The sequence below is a fragment of the Actinomadura sp. 7K507 genome, from assembly GCF_004348425.1.
Taxonomy (GTDB): domain Bacteria; phylum Actinomycetota; class Actinomycetes; order Streptosporangiales; family Streptosporangiaceae; genus Spirillospora.
This window is the reverse complement of record NZ_SMKK01000164.1, coordinates 1-21,943: the sequence shown is the minus strand read 5'-3', so window position 1 is coordinate 21,943 and position 21,943 is coordinate 1. Positions and strand designations below refer to the sequence as shown.

The window sequence follows — 21,943 nt, the reverse complement described above, 5'->3', positions numbered from 1 at the left end:
CCCCTACTGGCACAACCCCACCCAGATCGACGCACGAACCGTCGAAACCGCCCTCCTACCTCACTGATGCGACGAATCCCAGCCATGGGGGGCCGTCACGCAGTAAGCGGCTCAGCACGCCGACTTTGTCGCCCACGTTGTGCAGTCCATGCACGCAAGTGATCAGGTCGAAACGGCAGTCGGGGACCACCGGTTCACCGAGCCGCTGATCAGCCGTAGAGATGGGGGAAAGCTATCTGAGACGAAGTGGTCCACGAGGTCCAGCCCGATGATCTCGACCTGTCCGGTCAGACTGCGGTCGGCGAGGAGCCCGGCCGCTTCGGCCGGCGCCCGTCCGCTACCGCAGCACACGTCCAGCCACCGAACGGGCGTTGCCGCGCCGACGCGGGTGGTCAACTCGGCCATGACGTCGATGCCGAGTTCCCGACCGTGACCGTTGGAGCCGCTGAGGGACCGTTCGCGATTCATCATGCAGTTCGCCACGACCGACGATCTCGCCAGCGCGTCCTCATCGAGCAACCGCGTCACTCCGGCATTGCGCCCCATCAGCCCATGAAGCGTGCCATGTTCACCGACCGTGGCCAGCCGTCGTCCCGGCGCCAAACGATCAGCACCCGGTCCGCACTCTGCGGTGAGACCTCGACTTCGACGACCCCCGACAAATCCATGAATGACCCCACTGTCGGGCGGCGGCTATGACCGCTGGACGCGCCACGAACAACGCCGACCGGTGTCGGTCTCGGCAAGGGTCGCGCCCAGCGCGGCCGGGCGAGATCGATTTCCCCGGGTGCCGGACCCGCCGCCGAGGACGGTGACGAACTAGGACGGGGGGCGTCGCATCTAAGCCCGAAAGGTAGATGATCACCGAACAGGGAGTGGAGTCGATGTCATCCTCGGCGAGGACAGCTCAGGCGGCCTGCTGGTTGATCGGGTTGGTGGTGGTCACAGGATGCCAGGATGGCGATCCGGTCACCTCCAAGACCGGCACCGCGAGTCCGTCCTCGGTCAGCCCCCCGACACCGCCGTTCGCCAGAGCAGACGATGGCGGTCAATTGCGGATCGTGGAAAAGGGCTTCTCCCGGTTCAACAAGGTTCTGGATGAGGGCACCAAGGACCCGATCGTGTCCTATGGCCTGGTGGTGGAGAACACCAGCCGCCGCATGATCGCTGTTTCGAGTGTGGACATCGAGCCTCTGAACCAGAGAGGCGAGAAGATCCGGGGCCAGGCGGGGGTCCTGCTGCCGCCCGTCCTGCCCGGCCAACGCTCCGGCGGAGGCTTCTACAGCAGCATGCTCGGCATTCAGACCAAGTTCAAGGACGAGCCCATCGCCGAGATTCGACTCAAGGTCCGCACGCAGTGGTGGCCGCTGGAGAGCCCGATCCGCGACCTGGAGGGCAAGACGACGAACGTCAAGGTCGCGCCGCTGAACGCGAGCAAGGTCAGGGCTGAACCGCAACGGAAGCACCCCAAACGCAAGATGCTGTCCTTCACCGTCCAGTCTGGCTACGACAAGCCGGTGCGGGGAAGCGCCATGGCGGTCCTGCGGAACTCCAGCGGTGCGATCATCGGAGGCACATCCGGCTGGACCAGCCAGCCCAGCCCCAGCCTCTACTCACCCGGGCGCTCCACGGGCAAGATCAAAATGAGGTGGACGCTGCCCGGCACCGATCACTCCAGGACCCAGGTCTACCTCTGCCCGACCGAGTGCGCGAACGTCTACAGCTCGCTCGGAGGGTGAGGGGCGCCCGGCCTTCGGCTGCGACGGCAGGGTGAGCGGCACCGTCTACGACCTGGCCGTCCACATCCACAAGATGGGCTACCAGCGAGAAGAACAGGCCCCGATCTCCACCCGAACCGTCCACGAGGCTCTCCGCCCGCTCTGAGTGCCGAACCGCGCTCCTCACGGGCATGCCTCGTCGGACACTGGCCCCGCCGGCGGCCATTGGGACGCTGTCCGTCGCTCTGATCTTGGTTACTCGATCCTGGCGAATACGGCGGTCAGATCGTGCCCGCCAGGACCTTTGACGCGATCGAGTTTCCAGGTTTGATCGCCGAACGGGAATGTGTCGCCGGGGTGCAGGGTGAAGTCGTGCTCGTTGTCGCTTTCAACGGAGACAACAACCTCGGGGAGGCCGCCATCCTGCCCCTCGCGGACACGAACCACCCCGATAGCCCCCACATCGAGATGGCGCTGACGGCCCTGCTTTAGAGCGATTTCTTCCATTGCCATCTTCACTCCAGTGTGGTGTAGCGCGGTCGGACGCCCGCTTTGAACTCTTGGATGGACATCGGTTCCGGATGCTTGCGATTCCAAGGGTTGCGCAGGTGAAGCTTGCCTTGGTCGTCGACTTTAGTGACCTCATAGACATGGCCATCGGACAGCTTCTTCGGGAGGGCTGTTTCGCCCACGTTCAGCTTGCGGGTGCCGACCAGCACAGGCTTGTTTCCGGCGAGTCGGTCGGTGATTTCCTCACGGAGTTGACGGTCAGCGCTGCGCCCCCGGTGATCGTACCCGGTTGGGAACTGCACCACCGTCGCAGGACGGCCGCTGAGCTGGGTAAGCAGCTCGGCGCGGTCTCCCGCGTCGCTGCCTTGGTTCAGTCGTACGTAACCGGTTGGCGCGTCGCCGGGGTTGCCCCGGGCGTTCCAAATTCGGGTCTGCTTTTTCCGGCGTTCACCATCCCAGGTCTGGTCCACACCGGCGAGTGCTTTCTCCAGCACCGGCGCCCAGGCCGCACCTGTCGAGGTCGAGTTCGCGAATGCAGGGTGGTTCGGTTGCTGATCGTAGACCGGCAGATCGGATGTGACGGTCAGGGTGATAGGCCGTCCGGTCGGCTCGTAGCGCCGGTTCGACATCGAGTATTTCGCCTCGTGCAAGCGGACCTGATAGTTGCCGTTGTCGGTTTCTCGCACACAGTCACGGATTACCTCTGGAAAGTGTGCCGCGAGTGCGCCAAGGGAGGCGATGACGCCGCAGTCGCCGAGGTCGCCTTGTTTCGTCTGTTCACGCGTGGGCTCACCGTCGAAGAGCGGTGTACGAGTGCCATCGCTCCGCTCCAGCGGGGTGCCGTAGCGGTCCGGAACGTCGGCGGGATCCTCGCCGGGGTCCTGAAAGTCCGGCCGGTCGACGATGTCCGCCAGTTCCTTGGGCTTATCGCTTCGATCCAGCTTGCCGACGACCTGCTTCAGTCGATCCGCCACGCTGCGTTCGACTGCGTCTTCGTCGAGGTGGGCGACGCGGGCGTTGTCATCGGGCAGCAGCCCCTCACCCGAGATCCTTCTATCCCGATCGTCAGGAGCGTCGACAGGGCGGTCGGTGTCGGGTGCGCGGGTATCGGCGGGTTCCTCGGAGGCCTGTACTGCGGCCCGGTCGCGGTCACCCGGGCCGCCGGCCTGCTGGTCCCCGGCCGGGACGCCGTTGTCCAGGGGATCGGGTTGCTCGCCCTGCTCGTCCGCCCGTCCCGCCTCGCCAGGCCGGGGTTCGCCGGGCGCCTGCATTGTGTCGCTGCCGTTCTCGGATCCCGCCGAGGCGGGTTGAGCGTCGCGTTCCCAGCTCGGCTCGTCGCGGCCGTCCCTCACCTCGCTACGTTGTGCGGCGGTGGCCTCCTGTTGTTCGCGGGCGCGGGCGAGGCTTTCCAGGCGGGAGGGTTGGCCGGAGGAACCGGGGTTGTCGGGTGGTGGCGTCCACCGGCGTTCGGATGAGGCGGACTTGTCCGCGGGTTCGGTGTGGGTGTCGGCCTGCTGTTCGGGGCCTTGCGCTGTGGGTCTGTCGCGGTGGCCGGGGGCGCCGGTGGCGGGTTCGCGGTCGGCAGTGGTGCCCTCGTCCTGGGGACGTGGTTCTTGTTCGCGCTTGTCTTGCCGTCCGGGCTGGTCGGTCCCGGGCCTGTCGTCGTCCTCGCGCTTGTCTTGGCCGTCGGTCTCAGGCTTACCGGATGGCTCTTCCTCCTCGTTTCCGCTGCCGGTCTGCTTCGGGGTGGCTTTGTCGTCGCGTTCTTCGCGTGGTGGGCTGGCGGTGTCAGTGCTCTCGGTCTGCTGCGACCTGCTCTGTTGCTGTTCGCGGGCGCGGGCGAGGCTTTCCAAGCGGGACGGCTGCCGCGGTGAGCCGGGGTTGTCGGGCGGCGGCGGGTGGGGCCGCTCGGACGAGGCGGGCTTGTCGGTCGTGTCCGTGCGAGCGTCGGTCTTGGTGGTGTCTTCTACGCCCACGCCCGCAGCCCTTTCCCTGGGTGGTGAACCGTCCTTCAGGGGATCGGGGGACGGCTCACACGGGGGGTGTGCCTTGACGTGCGGGGCTGACGCCAGAGCGACACCGGCACCCATGAAATCGCGCACGTCCGAACTTTGCACGCGCCGATGTCGAGCTTTCGACGCCGTACATGCGTTCCACACGACCCCCAGGTCGTTGTAGCGCGGTTTCGTCTTCCAGGAGGCGCCAACGCCGGACGGTCAGCGGTTCAGACGCCCGCTATTCGATAAATACACAGACGTCCTATTTGTTAGATTCTGTGTCTAATAGGCAATTGGCATCATGTAATCACTCGACGGCAATCATCGTCCTGGTTGGGGCCTGCATCCTTACCTGGGTGCGAGTCGCCGTAAACGGGTGCTTTGTCAAGTCTTGTCGTGATCATGTCGATATGTGAAACTTTATGACGGTGTCAGCTACCGAAGGTGAGGTCACGTGATGTCCAGGCCATGGGAAGCCGATCACAGCGCGGGGTTCCAACGACGGCTGGGAAAGACGGCCGCCGAGGTGGGGGATAGCCGCACGACCCAGGACTGCCCCGAGATCTGGGAACTGGACAACGGCGACATCGCGATCATCGGCCGCGATGCCACCGCTGCCTACAGCGATCGGCTTCCGCCGGGCGTGAGCCTCGGCACTGATGAACGCCTCGTGGTCATATCCGGCCGCCTGCTCGCGGCTGCCAAGCCGGATATCCGGGACGCATGACCAGGGATTCTGGGTGACGAACCTGCGACCACGCGAGCGCCTGCCATAGCAGCGACCAGCCTGCACGCCCCGACGCGTCCGCGTGGTCGTGGCCCACGTCCTTCCAGCGAAGCTGTACACACCGCGAGTCCGCCGAAAACGGCTGCTCTGCCCTCGCCGACCGGTCTATCGTTCGCGAGTGCCTACCCTCCGTGCGCGACCGAGAACACTCGGTCTCATCGTCCTGACCCTTCTGGTCGTCAGCGTCATCGGCGCTTCCCTCTGGGCCCTGCTCACCTTCGACGGGTCCGCCACTCGCTGGGAGCGACTGACCCTCGGCGCGGTATCAGCCGTCGTGGCCGCCGTCGCTCTCGTCGGGATCGTGGCCACTCTCATCTTCCAGGCGCGCGAAACGAAGATCGCGCGTGAAGAGGCGCGTCGCATCGCGATCGCCGAGCTGCTCAAGATGGCCATGGACGACCCCGACCTCGATGAGGCGTGGGGCCCGGTACCGGCGGGCGAGGACCGCAAGGCCAGGCGCCAGCTCATGTACATCAACATGATCATCTCGGAATGGCAGGTGTCCTTCGAGACGAAGGCCCTCCCCGAGGTGCGCCTGCGCGCGATCTCCCGCGAGATGTTCAGCGCCCATCCTGGACGCGCCTACTGGCGCGAGGCCCGCCAGGTGCGCACAAGCACCTCGGAGACCAAGCGCGCCCGCCGCTTCCACCAGATCCTCGACGACGAGTACAACCGGGCCCCCGCCCCACCACCCGTCCGCCCTCGCTCCCGTCGTCCCTGGGCTTTCATTGGCGGCACGGCGACCGGCCTGGCCGTGGTGTCTCTCCTCGCCCGCGCCCTTGGCCACCGCACCGCTCGCACCCGCCGCCGAACAAGGCGCTGACCCCTGCCTGAACGGCGCTACAAGGGGCCCGAAGGCGCGGTGAGGAGGCCCTTGGTTCGGATCAGGGGCGGGCCGTCCAGTTCTCGGTGAGCCAGGCGAGGTCGTCCCCGCCGGGGCCCGCACGCGGGATGTTCACCACCACCGAGCTGGTTCCGCCGTTCCGGCGCGCGCGCATAAGGTGATCGCGGAGGCGGGTCACCGCCAGTAAACGTCGTCCTCTCCCGGGAGGCTCTCGACCTTGGCGCCCGTCACGGTGCGGGGAGAGGTCGCGACGGCGCAGACCTCGGCGCGGGCGCCCTTCGAACCACCCCACTCCTCGGGCTTCCGGTTGGTCACGGTGCAGCTCGACAGGTGGGTCGTCAGGGGCTCCATCGACGTTATGTAGATGTGGCCGGGGATCCCGTCTTGAATGACGCCGCTGAGACTGGGGCCGCTGTAGTCCGCATCGAGGGCGCCGTCCTCGTTGATGACGATCGCTTTGATGAGATAGAGGTCGTCCTCCTCTGCGATCTGTTCCCCGGGCATGAGGTGCCCCTCCATGTTGTCCTTGTCCTCGGGGGTGCCCCGCTCGATCCCGGTGACGATGACGCCCACACGGGACGCATCCCCGACCTGGCCGACCGTGATGACCGCCTTCTCGCCGAACCGTAGCCGCGTGCCGCCCGGTGTCGTTCCGGGCAAGGCCTTGTAGGTGGGCGTCGGCGGGGGGCTGTACTCCGGGTCCGGTTTCGCGGCTTCGCTGGCCCAGGCCGGGACCGCTTGGTCGTCCTCAGCAGCGCCGGCGCAGCCGCTCGGCAACGCCACCACCGCGAACAGCAGGAACGTGGCGTAACGCTTCGCGATCACGGAATCGTCCTCCCATCGGCTACCGCCGCATCGGTGCGAACCCGGTCAGGACGGTACGGCGGGAGTCTGACAACACGCACGGTAGGGCCAGGCACATGGGACCGGTCCCAGGACGACCCGAGTTCTGCAGGGTGGCCCGATCTGGCCAACCAGCCATCGGCGCACCTGAAACAAGACCGCATCCACACCGTCGCCTTGAGGGTGGCAGAACAGGGCACCTCGAAGAAGAGGCTGCGGGGCGGATGCGGTTGTCCGGCTGCTCTCCTCAACATCCTCGCCGGGGGGCGGTCCATCCACTTCCGGATCGACCCGGGCGGTCGGCTGATCTGGGCCTCGCCCGGGTCGCCGGGCTCGGCGCACGACCTGACCGCGGACTGCACGCACGGCATCACCGGCGCGCTCGCCAGCCGCGTGATCGCCTGCTACGCCGACAAGGAAGGGCAGCAATCCAGCAGCCGCCACTGTGCTCGAAAACCGCTCGCTCCTCGACATGAGCGTGCTCGAAAATAGCGGGATGTTCGACATGGGCAAGCTCGACGCGCTGAACTCGGCGACGAAGTATCCCTCGATCCTCACCTACCACGCCCTCGGGGAGCGTGGAGCGCTGTCCGAGGAGCTGACGATCTTCGACGGCTTCGACGGCGTGACGTACTTGACGGAGAAGATCGACGGTACGAACGGCCGGATCGTCGTGCTCCCCGGCTCGGCCGACTACTTCATCGGTTCTCGCGAGGAGTTGCTGTACGCCCGGGGCGACCGCGTCGGAAACCCGGCGATGGGCATCGTGGAGGCGCTCAAACCGCTGGCGGAGCGGCTCGTGCAAAGCCACCTTTCTGACTTCCACCGACCGATCGTCACGCTGTACCTGGAGGTCTTCGGTGGCAAGATCGGCGGCCAGGCCAAGCAGTACAGCGCGAAAGGCGCCGTGGGCTATCGGCTGTTCGACGTCAACTCGACGGAGATGGACGTCCTGGGCTGGGAGCGCAGCCGGATCTCCTCGTGGCGTGACGATGGTGGGCAGGAGTTCCTCGATGTGGATGCGTTGCAGAGCCTGGCGGATGGCTTGGACATCCCCTCGGTGCCTTACCTGAGCGTCGTCGGTGGCGGGGACCTGCCGAAGGACGTGGAGGGCATGTCGGCCTTCCTGACCAAACACCTTTCCGAGTCCCAGGCAGGCCTGGACGAGACAGCGGGCCGTCAGCCGGAGGGCCTGGTGCTGCGCAGCCTCGACCGGTCAAGGATCGCCAAGGCCCGGTTTCAGGATTACGAGCGGACTTTGAAACGCCGCCGGCAGCGGCGGTGAGGTCCGGACCACCGGGTGAGAGCACGTTCCGCAGGTCCGCAGGCCTCTACGCGTGCCTCAGTACAAACGAGATCCACCGGACACGCCCCTAGCGCGGTGGTCACCAAGGCTCATCGGCTTTGTTCACTCAAATTTACGGCTTTCACATGCCTCATTGGGGACAAGAATGCAATCCGGGCGACTTCAAGAATGCCCTTTTGTGGCCACCCGCGCCAGGTAGCCAAAAAGGGTGCGGACCGGTTCCTGGTTCACTGTGAATTCTGCTTTCGCCGGAGCAGCAACAAGCCGCAGACCACGGCCACGGTGGCGATCACCGCAAGGCTCGCCAGCCACCATGACCTGTTATTCGCATAGAACTGGTCCACGAGCACAAGGGCTGCGCCTCCGGCGCAAATTGCGACGAAGTAAATGATCTTCTTTGGCATGCATGAAGCATACCGTCAAATCCCCTTTAGGGATCGGCCCGGGACAGTTCGACGACACCCAGGAAGCTCATTCTGCCAGGTGTGCTGGATCTTGGCGACACCAGTGAACGGGAACCGGGCGCCGTCCGGCGTCGTCGTTGACTACATGGTTGATCATGACGCGGAGCCCACCCCGATTCCCGAGGACACCGCCGGTTGGCGGGTCCTGGTGGACCAATGGCGGTGAGCGGGCATCGGGGAACCCCTCACCATCGGACGGACCCGCGATGAGCTGTTCCTGGACTGCGTAACACGACTTGGCGCGGCTCCCGATGACCAGCTCGCCCCAGCACTGGCGCTGGGAGCAATGATCATGTCTCAGCCTTTCTACGACGATCCGCCGGACCTTCCGATCGACGACGTTGTGCGGCTCCTCACCACGGTGGACGCCGCCCTGCGTGACCAGCCCTGCGAGCACGGCGAACACGCCTATGACGCGGATATGGACGCCTATGAAGATTTGGTCCACGACGTCATCTGGGAAGATTTCTGGGGTTGCCGCACCTTTGAGCGCTGGCACGACCTGCCCGCGGCGGCCGCGCGGCTCGTCGGCGCGGAACCGTGGACGGACCAGTACGACCAGCAGCGCTGGCGATGCCCGCGTAACGTCGCGGCTTTCACCCGCATGGCTATCGACGCGCTACGGCCGGGTACCGCCGATGACGTTCCCATCCACCCGCCCCGCCTGGCACGGGAGCTAGCCGAGGAGCTGAGCGGCAGAGCGGGCGACGTCGTCGAGGGCTACCCGCTTCATGACGGTGACGCCCGTGTCGCGCTCCTGGACTTGGCCGCTGATCTGTCCAGCACCACCGAACACGGGCAGCGCGCGGCATTCATCATCACCCTTCGCACCCTGACCTCGCACGCCGTCCCTGGACGGATCACGCCACCGCGGGTACTGGAGGGCATGACCACAGCCCTGGAGACCGCCGTGGACGCGCTTCCTCCCGAACCCTGCGCGCACGACGATGACCACCCCGTCCTGGCCTCCGAACCGGCGGCATGGGGCAGGCTGACCACCCCAAACCCGGATGACCAGCAAGAAGACATCCGCGTCGCCGCCTGGTTCCTCACCCGCGGAGGCCAGGCCGCCTATGAATGGCGGCGGCGGCGCTTCGGCGGTGTCTCCTTGGGCTCGTGGCTTTGCCCGGTCTTCCTGCGAGATGTGGCAGGGGCGGCCCTGGACGATCTGCGCTCGGCTTCTCATCGCCACGCCGGTACCGGTCAGGTCTCCTACTTGGACGCCGAACTGCTGCACGACGATGGCCGACTGAAGATCGACAGGCTCACCGGCCTGCTGACGTTCTTCGACTGGGAAGAATTCGACGTAGCCGAGGCGTCCCGCTGGGCCGCTCGCAGGCTGCTGTCCGCCCCGGCGGACCCCCGGGAACGCCTGGTCTTGCTGGTGTTCCTGTTCTGGAGCCGGTGGCGGGACCCCCAGCGGGTCCTCCCCGCACCGATCGCCGAAGAGGTCCGGGCGGCGTTCCGCACCGTCGATCCCGCCGCGCTCGGCTCCCCTTGCCGTCACGGCGATACGCCTCATCCGTGGGACCTGCTGTGGGACGGCGCCCGCGATCCCGACGACGTCGTTGAGAACGCACGAGCCACCGAACGGGCCGCACGCACGGCCGTCAACGCGCTCTACGCCCCGCGAGAACACGAGCTGGCCGGGGCCTCATTCTCGTTCGAGGACTGGAACTGCCCTCGGCACCTGGCCGATCTCGCGCACCGCGGACTGTCGACCTTGGAGCCCGAAAGCGCTGCAGACCGCTAACGCGGTCATCAGGGTGGTGCCGGACGCGCGCGATGTCCTGTCAGCGGGACGGCAGTGTCGGCGACCTGCACTTTCCCCGGGCCGAAGCCCACCGGACCGAGCTGTGATCGGTCCGGCCGTCCGGAGATCGGGCTGACATGCGCGGAGGACGGTGAGCCAGATCAATTGGTAGGCGGATCCGTGCATTCCGTTTCCATGCTGTTCCGATAGGCACGCGGACCGCCGGGATGCATGTGGCCGAGGCCGAGGACATCGAGGCCGCCGTGGAAGAAGAACCGGACGAACCAGGTGGCCATCTGCCGCGGCGAGTACGGCATACCGCGATCCAGCCACCACGCGACCACCGACAGGAGCAGCTCCGTGGCGAACGTCGAAGCCAGATCCTCCGGCATGTGAACCTGGCCGGACGCGGGCCCCGCGGCTTGGATCCGTCCTCGGACCAGGACGCTCGCCGCCTCGCGTGCCCGGACCATGAACCGCCGGTGGCGGGGGTAGACGAGCAGTGGCTGATACAGCCTGTGGTGCTGGGCGAAATGCTCGAAGAGGCGCGTACCGCTTTCGATCCGCGACGTCAGGTCGATCGGCTCCCCGCCGGCCACCACCGGTGACGCGCTGCCCGCCTCCATCGCCACCTGCAGCAGGACATCGGTGGCGAGGTCCTCCTTGTCCTCAAAGTGACGGTAGAAGGTCGCCCGGTTCACCGACGCCCGGTCAGTGATGTCGCCGACGGTGACAGCGTCATAGCCGCGTTCGTCGGACAGTTCCAGAAGCGCGGCGCGCAGTTGCCGGCGGGTCCGCCGCACCCTGAGGTCGTCGCCCTGCCCCGACGGCGGCTGCTCGCGCGACATTATCCCCCCGTTGTTGCGTATGCGACGTTCAGCGGATTCTGTTGATTGAGCACGATCCTACGGCCTACCTACGCTGCACGTATCGCACTGCCAATTCGAGAAACGAGAAAAGATGGCCGAGGCCTTTTACCCCTTCATCCGACCGGGACTCAGCGATGACATCGCGCTGGACCTGCAGTACCTGCGCGCACTGGCCGGGACGTCCTACGGCGGCGCTCTCCCGGCGAGGTACTCGGCATCGCGCGCACCGTGTCGCAGCGGGGCGGCGACCGCGCCGCCTTCATCCAGACCTGGGCGGAGCAGGGACGGCAGGCCGCCGCGCACGGCGCGGAGGCACGGGCGGCCGACCGGCGCGCCGCCGCTTTGAGCGCGTACCTGCGCGCCTACAACTACCTCCGGGCCGCTGAATTCTTCGTCCCCGCGAGCGATCTGGAGGAGCGCCGGAAGCTCTATGAGGAGAGCGTCGCACAGTTCGACGCGGCCCTTCCTTTCATGCCCCACCCGGTCGAGAAGATCGCAATTCCCTACGCGGGCGAGATCACGCTGCCCGGTTATGTTTTCACGGTCGCCGACGACGGCCGGCCACGGCCGACGGTGATCCTCTGCGGCGGTGTCGACGGCTACGGGGAGGAGATGTACCTGCTGGGCGGCGTTCCCGAGGCCCTCGCGCGGGGCCTGAACGTCATCGTCTTCCACGGTCCGGGCCAGCGCGGCCTGCAGATGTACCACCCGGAGCTGGCGTTCCGGCCGGACGCCGAAGTGCCGCTCGGCGCCGTGGTCGACTACGCCGCCGGTCGCCCGGACGCGGATCCCGACCGCATCGCCTTGTACGGCATGAGCTTCGGCGGCTATCTCGCCCCCCGCGCAGCCGCGTCCGACCGCCGTATCAGGGCCCTGGTGGCCAATGCCCCGCAACGCAACCTCCTGGGCATCGTGCTGGGCGCCGCCGAGCGGGAGCGCGACGGCCTGATGGAGCAGGTGGGTGAGACGGGCTGGGCCGGTCAGGCCATGCTGGAGAACTACCTTCTGTGGAGCAGCGGCGCGGCCACGCTCGAGGAGTTCGCCGCAAAGGCCGAGCACTTCACCTTGGAAGGGCTGGAGCCGGAGATCGCCTGCCCCACGTTGAGCCTGGCCGCCGAGGGAGAGATCGGTGCGGCCATGGAGCAGGCCCGGCAGTTCCACGAGGCGCTGCGCGTACCCAAGCGATTCGTCACCCTCACCGCCGCCGAAGGCGCCGATGCCCACTGCGGCATCGGAAATCTCCCCTACACCTCGGCGCTGATCTACGACTGGCTCGCCGAGCAACTCGCCTGACCGGGTAGGACCCGCTCTGTTCCGTGCGTCGCGTCCTGGCCACATCGACGACGCACGAACCATCGAAACCGTCTCCGTCCCTCCAACCCCACTGACGCTGCGGGAGGCGATGCGGCTCGCGCCGTCCCGCTCCCCCGAGGATCGGCCTCCCCTTGGGGGGCGTGGAGCCTGTCCGAGGAGCTGACGACCTTCGACGGCGTCGACGGCGACAGGCGTACGAGGTGGTTGAAGGGGCTCGCGGCGAGTACCTCTGTCCTTAGCACCCGCGTATGAGTACTGATGCTGATGGGGTGGAGCTTCTGGTCGCGGCCTGCGGCCGGATCGAAGACTGGCTGCAGGCAAACGCCCCGGCCTCTGCCGCGTTGCTGCGCCCACCGGCCGGTGGCGCTGACATCGCCGCCGCGGAGGCGGCCATGGGCGTGGAACTTCCCGCCACGCTGGCGGCCTGGTACCGCATCCATGACGGGGTGGACGAAAACCGGGCGCCGTCCGGCGCGGTGCGGATCGCCGGGATCCTCCCGAACGCCCGGAGCGTGCTGCCACTCGACGAGCTGGTCGCCGAGTACCGGTTGCACACCCGGCACTGGGAGCACGAGGCAGGGGTTCTGCCGTTTGCGCGGACGGCCGCGGACACCTGGTCGGGTTGGCACATCGACGCCCGCAAGGACGAACCCTCCTACGGCAACCTCGGTACCTGGTCGGCAGATGAGGGGGACAACCCCTATCCGTACCACTCGGATGGGTGGCCACTGCCGGACTGGCTGACCGAGATCGCTGCCGCGCTCGAACAGGGACGTGCAGTGGTCCTCCCGGACGGCACCGAGGAAACGTGGACTCGGCCGGCGCTGGATCGGGGTGGGCTCACCTGGGTGGAGGCGCGGGATGCGCGCCTGGTCGGCGACGCGGTGGTGCTCGACGGGCCCAGGTGAGCGTGTGGTCCGGGGGCCCCGGACCACACGCGATGTTGTCACCTCGTGCGCCGGTGCGCTGATGCGGTCCGCGGTCAGAGACCGCCGACGCCGGCGGCGCCGAAGCCGAGGTCGGACACGCTGTATCCGGGCCCCAGCAGTTTGTTCGCACCCGTACAGTTACTACGGTCCCAGAGCCGGACGTAACTGTTGGTGGTGTTTCTTGCGGACTGCCAGTCGGCAGAGGAGTAACTTGTGCAGCTTCCTGAGGGGACCGTGGGAACTGTCGTGCCCCCTCCCTTGAAGCCGGGATCGTTGTAAACGCAGACACGGCCCCAGTTGCAGGACGCGGGTATCGGCGCGGCTGAGGCGCCAGGACCGCCAGTGGGTGCCGCGGTCGCGGGGGCCGTTGTCATGGCCAGGGTGATTCCGGTGGTGAGCAGGAGAACTGTTCGGGCCGCACTCGGGAGTCTCATCTGATGTTTCTCCGATATCGCTCGTGTTCGAGGAGGGTCGTCAGGGTGGGCCGGTCCCCGGCAGGGGTGTCCCGTTCGGCGCTACGCAGGGCCTCCTTCCGCAGTCCGGCTTTACGGCCATCCACCAACGCTCCATTTGAAGTTGACGTAAGTGCTCTGGCCCGGAATGACCGTTGTGGAGGCTCCGTCGCAGTAGTTGCCGGACCACGCTCTTTGCGAGACGTCGGAACGGTTCCGTATGTAGTCGTAAGAACGGTTTACGCTCTTGCACTCCCCGGGCTTGACCGGCGGAATCTTGGTCAGCAGCTGGTTGCTGCGGTACAGGCACACCTCGCCTCGGTTGCACGGCGGGTCTTTCAGTACCGGTGCGGCTTGCGCCACCGGACCGGCGGCAACAATGATTCCGGTGGCGATGGCGCCCACCATGGTCGCCCGTGTGACGCGGTGTCGCGTCGATCCCATGTCGACTCCTTCATGGTCAGGGGTGCGGCTCTCGCTTCCCCGTGCTCTTCTGCACCAGAGTGCAAGGCGTGGCGAAGGCACGTCTTTCACGTGAGTGCACGGGCTTGTAGTCAGCGTGCACTTTTGGGCACGGCGGCGGACTCGGGCGCCGCCCACGGGGTCTGTCAACAGGTGGCGGCGGTCCGAACCGAGCAGCTACTCCCGCTGAGGTATGCGCCTATACCCCGAGCGGGGGAAGACGGCGGCGGAAGCGTTTGCCGACGATGGCTGTCGCGGCTTCCGACACTGTGGTGGGGACATGGATGTGATCAGCACCGCCGATGTTCCGGCGAAAGAACGGTTCGCGTTCTGGCGTGAGGTGACTTCGAAAACGTGGGTTCCCTACGATTCACGTTGCGAGCCGCGCTTGGAGAGCCGGTTTCGGGCTCGGATCGCTATCAGCGAAGACGGTCCCGTGCAGGCAACGTTGATGACCACGACGCCATACGCGATCCACCGTACGCCCAAGCTCATCCGCCAGACCGATCCCGGAATGTTCAAGCTGAGCTGCATCGTGCGGGGTCGCGGCGTGATGGCACAAGACGGCCGCAGCGCGGATTTCGACGCCGGAAACCTGGTGCTGTATGACACCTCGCGTCCCTACCTGGCCGAGCTGGCACCAGACATTCCAGCCGGTCAGATGCTGATTTTACGCTTCCCCCACTCGTTATTGCCGTTGCCTGCCCGGGACCTGCGCCGGCTGACCGCGGTCCGCCTCCCGTGCGACCAGGGCGTCGGTGCGCTGTCATCACAGTTCCTGCTGCAACTGGCCCGGCACATGGACGAACTCAGCCCGTCCGACGCCGCCCGGCTGTCCACCCTGGCCCTCGACCTGCTGACCACGGCGCTGGCCAACGCGGTGGACGCCGACAGCGCCCTGGCACCCCACGCCAGGCAGCGCGCGCTGATGGCCCAGATCCACGCCTTCATCGCCGAACACCTGGGCGATCCACACCTGACTCCTGCCGCGATCGCCGCCGCCCACCACATCTCCATGCGCTACCTGCACAAGCTGTTCCACCGCGAAGGCCGCACGGTCGCCGGCTGGATCCGCGAGCGCCGCCTGGACCGGTGCCGGCGCGACCTCATCGATCCCCGCCTGACCACCCGTCCCATCAGCGCCATCGCCGCCCGGTGGGGGTTCACCAGCCCCGCGCACTTCAGCCAGACGTTCCGCGCCGCCTACGGGCTCTCACCACGCCAGTTCCGCCAGCAGTACGCCACAGCGCACACGGACTAGGGAAGACGGGCGATGCCAGAGTCGATGAGGCGGAGCCTTGCCCCAGCCCCCCGAATTCATTGGCGCGGTGACCGGTGGCGGTCAGGCTGACCTGCCCGAATGGTCGGGGACTGTCGCCGGGCGTAGATAGCCTGTCGCGAATGGACCGAAGGACGGTGTGATGAGGCCGACGCTGGCGGCCGACGAGGTTCGGCGGAACCTGACTCAATATCTGACGACGACGTTCGCGCTGGCGGACGAGCAGGTCCGCGAGGGCTTGGAACGCTTCCTCAACCATCCTGAGCAGGGCATCTTCCGCGGCCCCTACCTTCGCATCCGCACTCCCTTCCGCATCGAGGGCGACGGGTGGCGGGACCTTCTCCAGTGGGCGCCGGCCGGGTTCGTCCCGTACCGCCATCAGGCCGCCGCGTTCGGGCGGCTCACGACGTTCGACCACCAGGCAGAGCCGACGCTTATCACCACGGGGACCGGCTCCGGCAAGACCGAGTCGTTCCTGATCCCGGTGCTCGACCACTGCCGCAGGGCACGCGCTCAAGGAAAAGCGGGGGTGAAGGCCGTCCTCCTGTACCCGATGAACGCCCTCGCCACCGACCAGGCCCAGCGGCTCAACGAGTACCTCCAGCAGCCCGGCCTCGGCGACGTCACGGCGGGCCTCTACATCGGTGACACCCCCGAGACCGGCTACTCGCGCGTCTACACGCAGCGGGCCGAGATCCGGCGGTCGCGTCCCGACATCCTCATCACCAACTACAAGATGCTCGACCTCCTCCTCCAGCGCGCCGACGACCTCCGGCTCTGGGAGGACGCCGACCTCGCCTACGTCGTCGTGGACGAGTTCCACACCTACGACGGCGCGCAGGGCACCGACGTGGCGATGCTACTCCGGCGCCTCGCGGCGGCGATCGGGCACAGCGAGCCGGGCAGGCCGCTCGGCGGGATCTGCCCGGTCGCGACGAGCGCGACGCTGGGGGAGAGCGGGGACGCGGCCGAGATCCGGCGGGTCGCCGAGGCGGTGTTCGGTACGCCGTTCGACCCTGACTCGGTGATCGGGGAGGACCGGCAGAGCACCGACGAGTTCATCGAAGAGGCCGGGATCGACTACACGCTCCCCCTTCCCGACCCGCAGGAACTCGCGTCCATCCCCGACCCGCACGGCGACGAGGGCGCGATGGCGCAGATCATGCAGGCCGTCACCGGGCGCGACTCGCTCACGCCACAGGAACTCGGCACGGTCCTGCGGCAGCACATCCTCACCAGCGCCGTCCTCGAAGTCCTGGACGGGAGACCGCACACCCTCGGCGAGATCCTCGAACTCCTCCCGCGCAAGGGCGCCTACAGCTGGGGCACGGCGGTCCGGCTCTCACCCGTGCAGGCCGCGGTGGCGCTCGCGCGGTTCGTCGCCCTGCTGTCCGAAGCGCGGGACCCGGACGACGCCGACCGTCCCTTCCTCCACGTCGAAACGCATCTGTGGGTGCGGTCGGTGACGCGGCTGCTGCGCGCGGTCGGCCCCCGGCCGGGGTTCGGCTGGTACGGGGAAGCCCCTCCGGTGGACGCGGAGACCACGGCCACCGGCGGTGGCAGGGAGATGCTTCCCGCCGTGTACTGCCGCCACTGCGGACGGTCCGGATGGGCGGCGATCTCCCCGGAACGCGACCCGCACGACCTCGTCACCGACCCGGCCCGCATCTACCGGTCCGGCATCTCGGAGAAACGCCTCGTCCGGCCGCTGATCACCGCGACGCGGCGCGAGGTGGAGGCGCAGGCGGCGGGGGAGCAGGGCGGCCCGCACGTCCTCGTCCTGGCGGCGAACGGGCAGCACGTCCGGCCGCTCGATCCCGAAAAAGACCTGGAGAACTCCGCCAGGGCCGACTTCCGGGACGTGTTCGTCCTCACCGACCTCTCCCACGGCCAGGAGAGCAACCGCGACGCCGAGAACGACCGCTGCCCCGCCTGCGGCATGGAACAGGGCACGCGATTCCTCGGCTCCGGCCTCGCGGCGCTCGCGTCCGTCGCGGTGACCGAGCTGTTCACCGGCGGCCAGCTCGAGAAGCAGGAACGCAAGACCCTCCTGTTCAACGACTCGGTGCAGGACGCCGCGCACCGGGCCGGGTTCGTCGCCAACCGGTCGTTCGGGTTCTCGCTCCGCCTCCTCCTCGCGTCCCAGCTGGACGGCGCAGACGGGCCGAAACCGCTGCACGAGCTGATCTCCGACACCGTCAAGGAGGCCAGCGTCCCCGAGTACCTCCCCTCGGTGGTGCCGCCCGACCTGCACGACCGCGACGACGTGGACGCGCTCCTCGCCGGCGAATCCGAAGGGTCCGCGCGGACCTGGACGCTGATCGGGGAGCGGCTCGCGTTCGCGTCCGTCCTGGAGTTCGGGCTCCGCTCCCGGCAGGGCCGCACGCTCGAACTCACCCGGACCGTCGCCGCCGAGGTCGCCGTCGACGACATCGACCGCATCGCCGACCTCGCCCGCGACCTCCAGCTCGCCGGACCCGCCGCGCTCACCGGCCTGCCCGGCCACGACACCTACGTCGCCTACGTGCGCGGCCTGCTCGAACGCATGCGGATGCGCGGCGCCGTCAAGCACCACTGGCTCGACGCGTGGATCGACGGCGCCGGGACCAAGCGGTACATGACCATCTGGGGCAAGCGCCCCGACGGGATGCCCGCGTTCCCGCGCGGGCTGTCCGCGCCGCGCTTCGTGCTGGGCGCGCCGAAGAACCGCAGCGAGTTCGACGGGATCACCGGGCGGCACAGCTGGCTCCAGGACTGGACGGCCCGCTGCCTCGGCATCGAGCACGGCGCGTCCGGCCACTACCTGGCGCGGCTGCTGAACGTCCTCACCGACGAGGACGTCATCGCGCGCCGCACCGCCGGGGACGGCGCCACACCCGTCTTCGGGCTGCGGCCCGGCCACGTCCAGGTCCGCAAACTCGACGACGACCAGGTCGAGGGCGCGGGCGTGTACTGCCCCGTCTGCAACTGGCAGCAGACCGTCCACCCCGAACGCCTCCGGGAATGGGTCGAGGCGCACTGCCCGCGCTACCGCTGCACCGGACGCCTCGACACCGACACCCGCCGCAGCGACCTGTACGAGAACGACTACTACCGCCGCCTCTACCGCAGCGCCCGCCCGTTCAGCGTCATCACCGCCGAGCACACCGGCGCCCTCACCCGGCCGCAGCGCGAGGACGTCGAGCAGAGGTTCCGCGACGGCACCCGTTACAGCGACCCCAACGTCCTCGCGTGCACGCCGACGCTGGAACTCGGCATCGACATCGGCGACCTGTCCGCCGTCGTCCTCGCGTCGCTTCCGCGTTCCCCGGCCAACTACGTCCAGCGGGCGGGACGCGCCGGGCGCCGCAGCGGCAACGCCTTCCTGCTCACGCTCATCGGGCGGAACCCGCGCGACCGGTACTACCTGACCGACCCCACCGACATGATCGCGGGCGACATCGTCCCGCCCGGCTGCTACCTGTCCGCCGTCGAGATCCTCCAGCGCCAGTACGTCGCGCACCTCGCCGACCTCGCCGCCCGCGGACGCTTCGACGGGCTGCCGCCGATGCCGCGGCTCGCGTCCGCGCTGTTCGGCGAGACCGGATGGCTGACCGCGTTCCAGGACGCCGTCCTCGCCCAGGGCGACGCCCTCGCCGACGGGTTCCTCGCCCTGTTCGCCCAGGGCGACCCCGAGACCGGCGTCACCGAGGAGGCCGCCCGGCAACTCCGCGACTTCGCCGCCGCCGGGCTGAAGGACGCCATCGCCGCCGCCGCCCGCGTCTGGGACGAGCGGCTCGCCGACCTGCGCGCCCGCCTGGACGTCATCGACGCCGCGATCGCCGCGATGATCGACTCCGATCAGCAGCAGCGCAACCGCCGCGGCGAACTGCGCGCCGAACGCCGCGCCGTCCAGGCGCGCATCGGCGAGATCGGACGCAGCGACACCCACGGCACCCTCGTCGAACTCGGGCTCCTGCCCAACTACTCGCTCATCGACACCGCCACCGCGCTGGAAGCCACCCTCACCTGGGAGGAGCGCGTCGGCGACGAGACCGGCGAGGTGCCCGCGCCCGCCGACCGGCACCCCGCCGGCCCGAACCGGACCGACCGGGCCCGCGGCGACCGGCGCTTCCACAGCGAACTCCGCGAGTACGAGCGGTCCGCGGCCCTCGCCCTCACCGAACTCGCCCCCGGCAACCACTTCTACATCCGCGGCTACCGGCACGAGGTCACCGGACTCGACATCGGCACCCCGCAGCGCCCCGCCTACCAGCAGTGGCGCGTCTGCCAGGAATGCGGCTACATCCGCACCACCGCCGCCGCCGAGGACCACAGCCCCTGCCCGCGCTGCGGCAACGAGCGCATCGGCGACAGCAGCGGCCTGCACACCGTCCTCATCCCCACCCGCGTCACCGCCCACGACGTGCGCGACGACGCCCGCATCCGCGACGACCACGACGACCGGCAGCGCCGCTACTACGAGACCGCCGTCGCCGTCGACATCCCCCGCGACGAGGTCGCGCCCGGCGCCTGGCGGCACGCCAGGCGGGTGTTCGGCGTCGACTTCACCCGCCGCGCCGTCATCCGCCGGTTCAACCTCGGGTCGCTGCGCATGGACCGCCCCGCCGGCGACCCGTTCGCCGGGGACCTGCGACGCCTCAACCCCTTCCACGTGTGCCGGACGTGCGGCGGCGCCACCGCCGACGGCCCGCCCGACGGGGACGGGCGGCTCACCGGCACCAGCTCCGGGTACGACACGTCCCGCAGCCACCACCGCCCCTGGTGCCCGCAGCGGCGCGGCGGCGACGTCGAGCACGAACCCCTCATCACCGCGCACGAGCTGCGGACCGAGGCGCTGCGGATCCTCGTCCCCATCGCCACCACGATGATCCCCGAGCGGACCGTCACGTTCCAGGCCGCGCTGATGGCCGGGATCGCCCGCAGGTACGGCGGCGACCCCGCCCACCTGCGGATCGTCACCGCCACCATGCCCGACCACCTGCACCACAGCGGGCACCGGCGGCGCTTCCTCGTCCTGCACGACACGCTGCCCGGCGGCACCGGCTACCTGCACCGCATGTCCACCGAGGCGGGCTTCCGCGAAGTCCTGCAAGAGGCGTACGAGGTCGTGTTCAACTGCCCCTGCGCCAACGAGGAGGGCGGCAGGGCCGCCTGCCACCGCTGCCTGCTGTCCCACGTCCGGGGCGACGAGTACGACAAGGCCGACCGGGGCCTCGCCGTCGAGATGCTCGCCGAACTGCTGGACGACTGGGCGACCGCGTCCGTCGCCAGCACCGACGACATCTCCCTCGTCAACCAGGTCGAAAGCGAACTGGAGGCCCGGTTCCTCGACGCGCTGATGCGGTGGGCGCGCAGACCCGGCAGCGGACGCGCCATCAGCGACGGCCCCCGGCTCAACGACCGCCGCACCGCCGACCTGCGCATCACGTCCGGGGACGACGTCGTCCACTGGCAGGTCATCCTGCAGAACACCATCAAGGAGACCCGGCCCGACGTCTACTTCAAACGGCTCGACGGCGCGCCCCTGGAAGTCGCCGTCTACCTCGACGGCTACAACTACCACGCCGCCCCGCACGCCAACCGGCTCGCCGGCGACGCCGCCAAACGCGCCCGGCTCCGCGCCCACGGCCGCGTCGTCTTCCAGATCACCTGGGACGACGTCGAGCACTGGGAGAGCGGCCTGTTCCCCGAATCGCCAGCCTGGATCCCGTACGAGGGCATCGCGCAGGGACGGGCGCGCGAGGGCTACCTCCACGGCGGCGGCGACCCGGCCGAGCTCGCCGACCTGATCTGGGCCAACCCGATCCAGACGCTGCTGGCCTTCCTGTCCGACCCCGACGGCGACCGCTGGCGCCGCCGCGCCGAAGCGGCCGTGACGGGGCTCGTGATGCCCGGAGCCGAAACCCGGCGTGCCGCACCCGAAGGGATCGGTGACCTGCTCACCGCCGCCGTCCGCGGCGGCGCCCTGCCGACGCCGCCGCCCGGCGACCTGATGCTCGCCCGCACCGAGGACGCCGCCGGCTGCCCCCTCACCGTCGTCGCCGACGCCCGCACCCGCGCCTGGACCGCCCTCGCCGTCATCGACGACCGGGACGCCGGCGTCACCGCCGACGAGGACGCCCACCGGCGCCGCTGGCACGCCTGGCTGTACTGGGGCAACCTCCTCCAGTTCCTCTCGCACGGGGAAGGCGACGGCGTGCAGCTCGCCTACACCGACCTCGCGGCGTTCGACCCCTCCGCCCTCGCCGTCACCGGCGGCGCCGGGCTGCTGCCGGCGCTCAGCCTCCTGCCGTTCGACACCGGCGACCTGCCGCCCGGCAGCGTCCCCGAAGCGCAGCCGGAACCCGCCCCGACCCAGGTCGACCCGAACCAGGCCACCACGCCGCCACCGGACACGATGCCGCTTCCCACGC

General features: G+C 68.6%; 16 protein-coding genes and 1 pseudogene. 10 read left to right on the top strand and 7 right to left on the bottom strand.

Annotated features, from left to right (window positions below):
• Positions 1-162: 162 nt before the first annotated feature.
• Positions 163-603, bottom strand: coding sequence for a hypothetical protein (locus E1285_RS30500; RefSeq protein WP_165966821.1), 441 nt, complete (start codon positions 601-603; stop codon positions 163-165).
• Between the two features lie 254 nt (positions 604-857).
• On the opposite strand from E1285_RS30500, the gene E1285_RS30495 reads away from it, so the two are divergent.
• Positions 858-1,739 carry a hypothetical protein gene (locus E1285_RS30495; protein ID WP_132158019.1) on the top strand — a complete coding sequence of 294 codons (882 nt, stop codon included), beginning with the start codon at positions 858-860 and terminating at the stop codon, positions 1,737-1,739.
• Between the two features lie 234 nt (positions 1,740-1,973).
• Here the strand turns inward: E1285_RS30495 and E1285_RS30490 are convergent, their stop codons facing one another.
• Together E1285_RS30490 and E1285_RS30485 are read right to left on the bottom strand one after the other, a co-directional pair.
• On the bottom strand, positions 1,974-2,231 hold the full coding sequence (locus E1285_RS30490) for a DUF6406 domain-containing protein (RefSeq protein ID WP_132158018.1): 258 nt from the start codon (positions 2,229-2,231) through the stop codon (positions 1,974-1,976).
• 2 nt (positions 2,232-2,233) lie between these two features.
• Positions 2,234-4,204, bottom strand: a complete 1,971-nt coding sequence (locus tag E1285_RS30485) for a C2 family cysteine protease (RefSeq protein WP_132158017.1) — start codon at positions 4,202-4,204, stop codon at positions 2,234-2,236.
• 478 nt (positions 4,205-4,682) lie between these two features.
• On the opposite strand from E1285_RS30485, the gene E1285_RS30480 reads away from it, so the two are divergent.
• Both E1285_RS30480 and E1285_RS30475 read left to right on the top strand, forming a co-directional pair.
• On the top strand, positions 4,683-4,952 hold the full coding sequence (locus E1285_RS30480) for a hypothetical protein (protein ID WP_132158016.1): 270 nt from the start codon (positions 4,683-4,685) through the stop codon (positions 4,950-4,952).
• Positions 4,953-5,130: 178 nt separating this feature from the next.
• Positions 5,131-5,835 (top strand): DUF6082 family protein, encoded by a 705-nt coding sequence (locus E1285_RS30475; protein ID WP_243723152.1) that lies wholly within the window; start codon positions 5,131-5,133, stop codon positions 5,833-5,835.
• A 195-nt stretch (positions 5,836-6,030) separates the two neighbouring features.
• On the opposite strand, the gene E1285_RS30470 is transcribed toward E1285_RS30475, so the two are convergent.
• Positions 6,031-6,681 (bottom strand): hypothetical protein, encoded by a 651-nt coding sequence (locus E1285_RS30470; protein WP_132158015.1) that lies wholly within the window; start codon positions 6,679-6,681, stop codon positions 6,031-6,033.
• A gap of 315 nt (positions 6,682-6,996) precedes the next feature.
• Here E1285_RS30470 and E1285_RS30465 point away from each other — a divergent pair.
• Together E1285_RS30465 and E1285_RS30460 are read left to right on the top strand one after the other, a co-directional pair.
• A pseudogene (locus E1285_RS30465) lies at positions 6,997-7,086 on the top strand (IS5/IS1182 family transposase); the annotation flags it as partial.
• A gap of 85 nt (positions 7,087-7,171) precedes the next feature.
• Positions 7,172-7,984: an RNA ligase family protein gene (locus E1285_RS30460; RefSeq protein ID WP_243723151.1), complete on the top strand. Its 813-nt coding sequence runs from the start codon at positions 7,172-7,174 to the stop codon at positions 7,982-7,984.
• 248 nt (positions 7,985-8,232) lie between these two features.
• On the opposite strand, the gene E1285_RS45815 is transcribed toward E1285_RS30460, so the two are convergent.
• Entirely contained in the window at positions 8,233-8,409 is a 177-nt protein-coding gene (locus E1285_RS45815) for a hypothetical protein (RefSeq protein ID WP_165966820.1), read from the bottom strand.
• Positions 8,410-8,761: 352 nt separating this feature from the next.
• Between E1285_RS45815 and E1285_RS30455 the strand changes: the two genes are divergently transcribed.
• Positions 8,762-10,222: a hypothetical protein gene (locus E1285_RS30455; protein ID WP_132158014.1), complete on the top strand. Its 1,461-nt coding sequence runs from the start codon at positions 8,762-8,764 to the stop codon at positions 10,220-10,222.
• A gap of 161 nt (positions 10,223-10,383) precedes the next feature.
• On the opposite strand, the gene E1285_RS30450 is transcribed toward E1285_RS30455, so the two are convergent.
• Positions 10,384-11,070 (bottom strand): TetR/AcrR family transcriptional regulator, encoded by a 687-nt coding sequence (locus tag E1285_RS30450; RefSeq protein WP_132158013.1) that lies wholly within the window; start codon positions 11,068-11,070, stop codon positions 10,384-10,386.
• Between the two features lie 249 nt (positions 11,071-11,319).
• On the opposite strand from E1285_RS30450, the gene E1285_RS30445 reads away from it, so the two are divergent.
• On the top strand, positions 11,320-12,384 hold the full coding sequence (locus E1285_RS30445; RefSeq protein WP_132158012.1) for a prolyl oligopeptidase family serine peptidase: 1,065 nt from the start codon (positions 11,320-11,322) through the stop codon (positions 12,382-12,384).
• Positions 12,385-12,674: 290 nt separating this feature from the next.
• A complete protein-coding gene (locus E1285_RS30440; RefSeq protein WP_165966819.1) occupies positions 12,675-13,313 on the top strand; it encodes an SMI1/KNR4 family protein in 639 nt (212 codons plus the stop codon).
• Between the two features lie 566 nt (positions 13,314-13,879).
• On the opposite strand, the gene E1285_RS30430 is transcribed toward E1285_RS30440, so the two are convergent.
• Positions 13,880-14,230, bottom strand: a complete 351-nt coding sequence (locus tag E1285_RS30430) for a hypothetical protein (RefSeq protein WP_132158009.1) — start codon at positions 14,228-14,230, stop codon at positions 13,880-13,882.
• 298 nt (positions 14,231-14,528) lie between these two features.
• Here E1285_RS30430 and E1285_RS30425 point away from each other — a divergent pair, with 298 nt between their 5' ends.
• Both E1285_RS30425 and E1285_RS30420 read left to right on the top strand, forming a co-directional pair.
• Positions 14,529-15,509 carry a helix-turn-helix domain-containing protein gene (locus E1285_RS30425; RefSeq protein WP_132158008.1) on the top strand — a complete coding sequence of 327 codons (981 nt, stop codon included), beginning with the start codon at positions 14,529-14,531 and terminating at the stop codon, positions 15,507-15,509.
• A gap of 160 nt (positions 15,510-15,669) precedes the next feature.
• Positions 15,670-21,943: DEAD/DEAH box helicase (locus E1285_RS30420; RefSeq protein ID WP_132158007.1), on the top strand; the 6,274-nt coding region annotated here is incomplete at its 3' end.

Coding starts and splice junctions, on each gene's coding strand:
- E1285_RS30495 (WP_132158019.1), top strand. CDS start 858: ATGATCACCGAACAGGGAGTGGAGTCGATGTCATCCTCGGCGAGGACA.
- E1285_RS30490 (WP_132158018.1), bottom strand. CDS start 2,231: ATGGCAATGGAAGAAATCGCTCTAAAGCAGGGCCGTCAGCGCCATCTC.
- E1285_RS30480 (WP_132158016.1), top strand. CDS start 4,683: ATGTCCAGGCCATGGGAAGCCGATCACAGCGCGGGGTTCCAACGACGG.
- E1285_RS30460 (WP_243723151.1), top strand. CDS start 7,172: ATGAGCGTGCTCGAAAATAGCGGGATGTTCGACATGGGCAAGCTCGAC.
- E1285_RS45815 (WP_165966820.1), bottom strand. CDS start 8,409: ATGCCAAAGAAGATCATTTACTTCGTCGCAATTTGCGCCGGAGGCGCA.
- E1285_RS30455 (WP_132158014.1), top strand. CDS start 8,762: ATGTCTCAGCCTTTCTACGACGATCCGCCGGACCTTCCGATCGACGAC.
- E1285_RS30450 (WP_132158013.1), bottom strand. CDS start 11,070: ATGTCGCGCGAGCAGCCGCCGTCGGGGCAGGGCGACGACCTCAGGGTG.
- E1285_RS30430 (WP_132158009.1), bottom strand. CDS start 14,230: ATGGGATCGACGCGACACCGCGTCACACGGGCGACCATGGTGGGCGCC.
- E1285_RS30425 (WP_132158008.1), top strand. CDS start 14,529: ATGGATGTGATCAGCACCGCCGATGTTCCGGCGAAAGAACGGTTCGCG.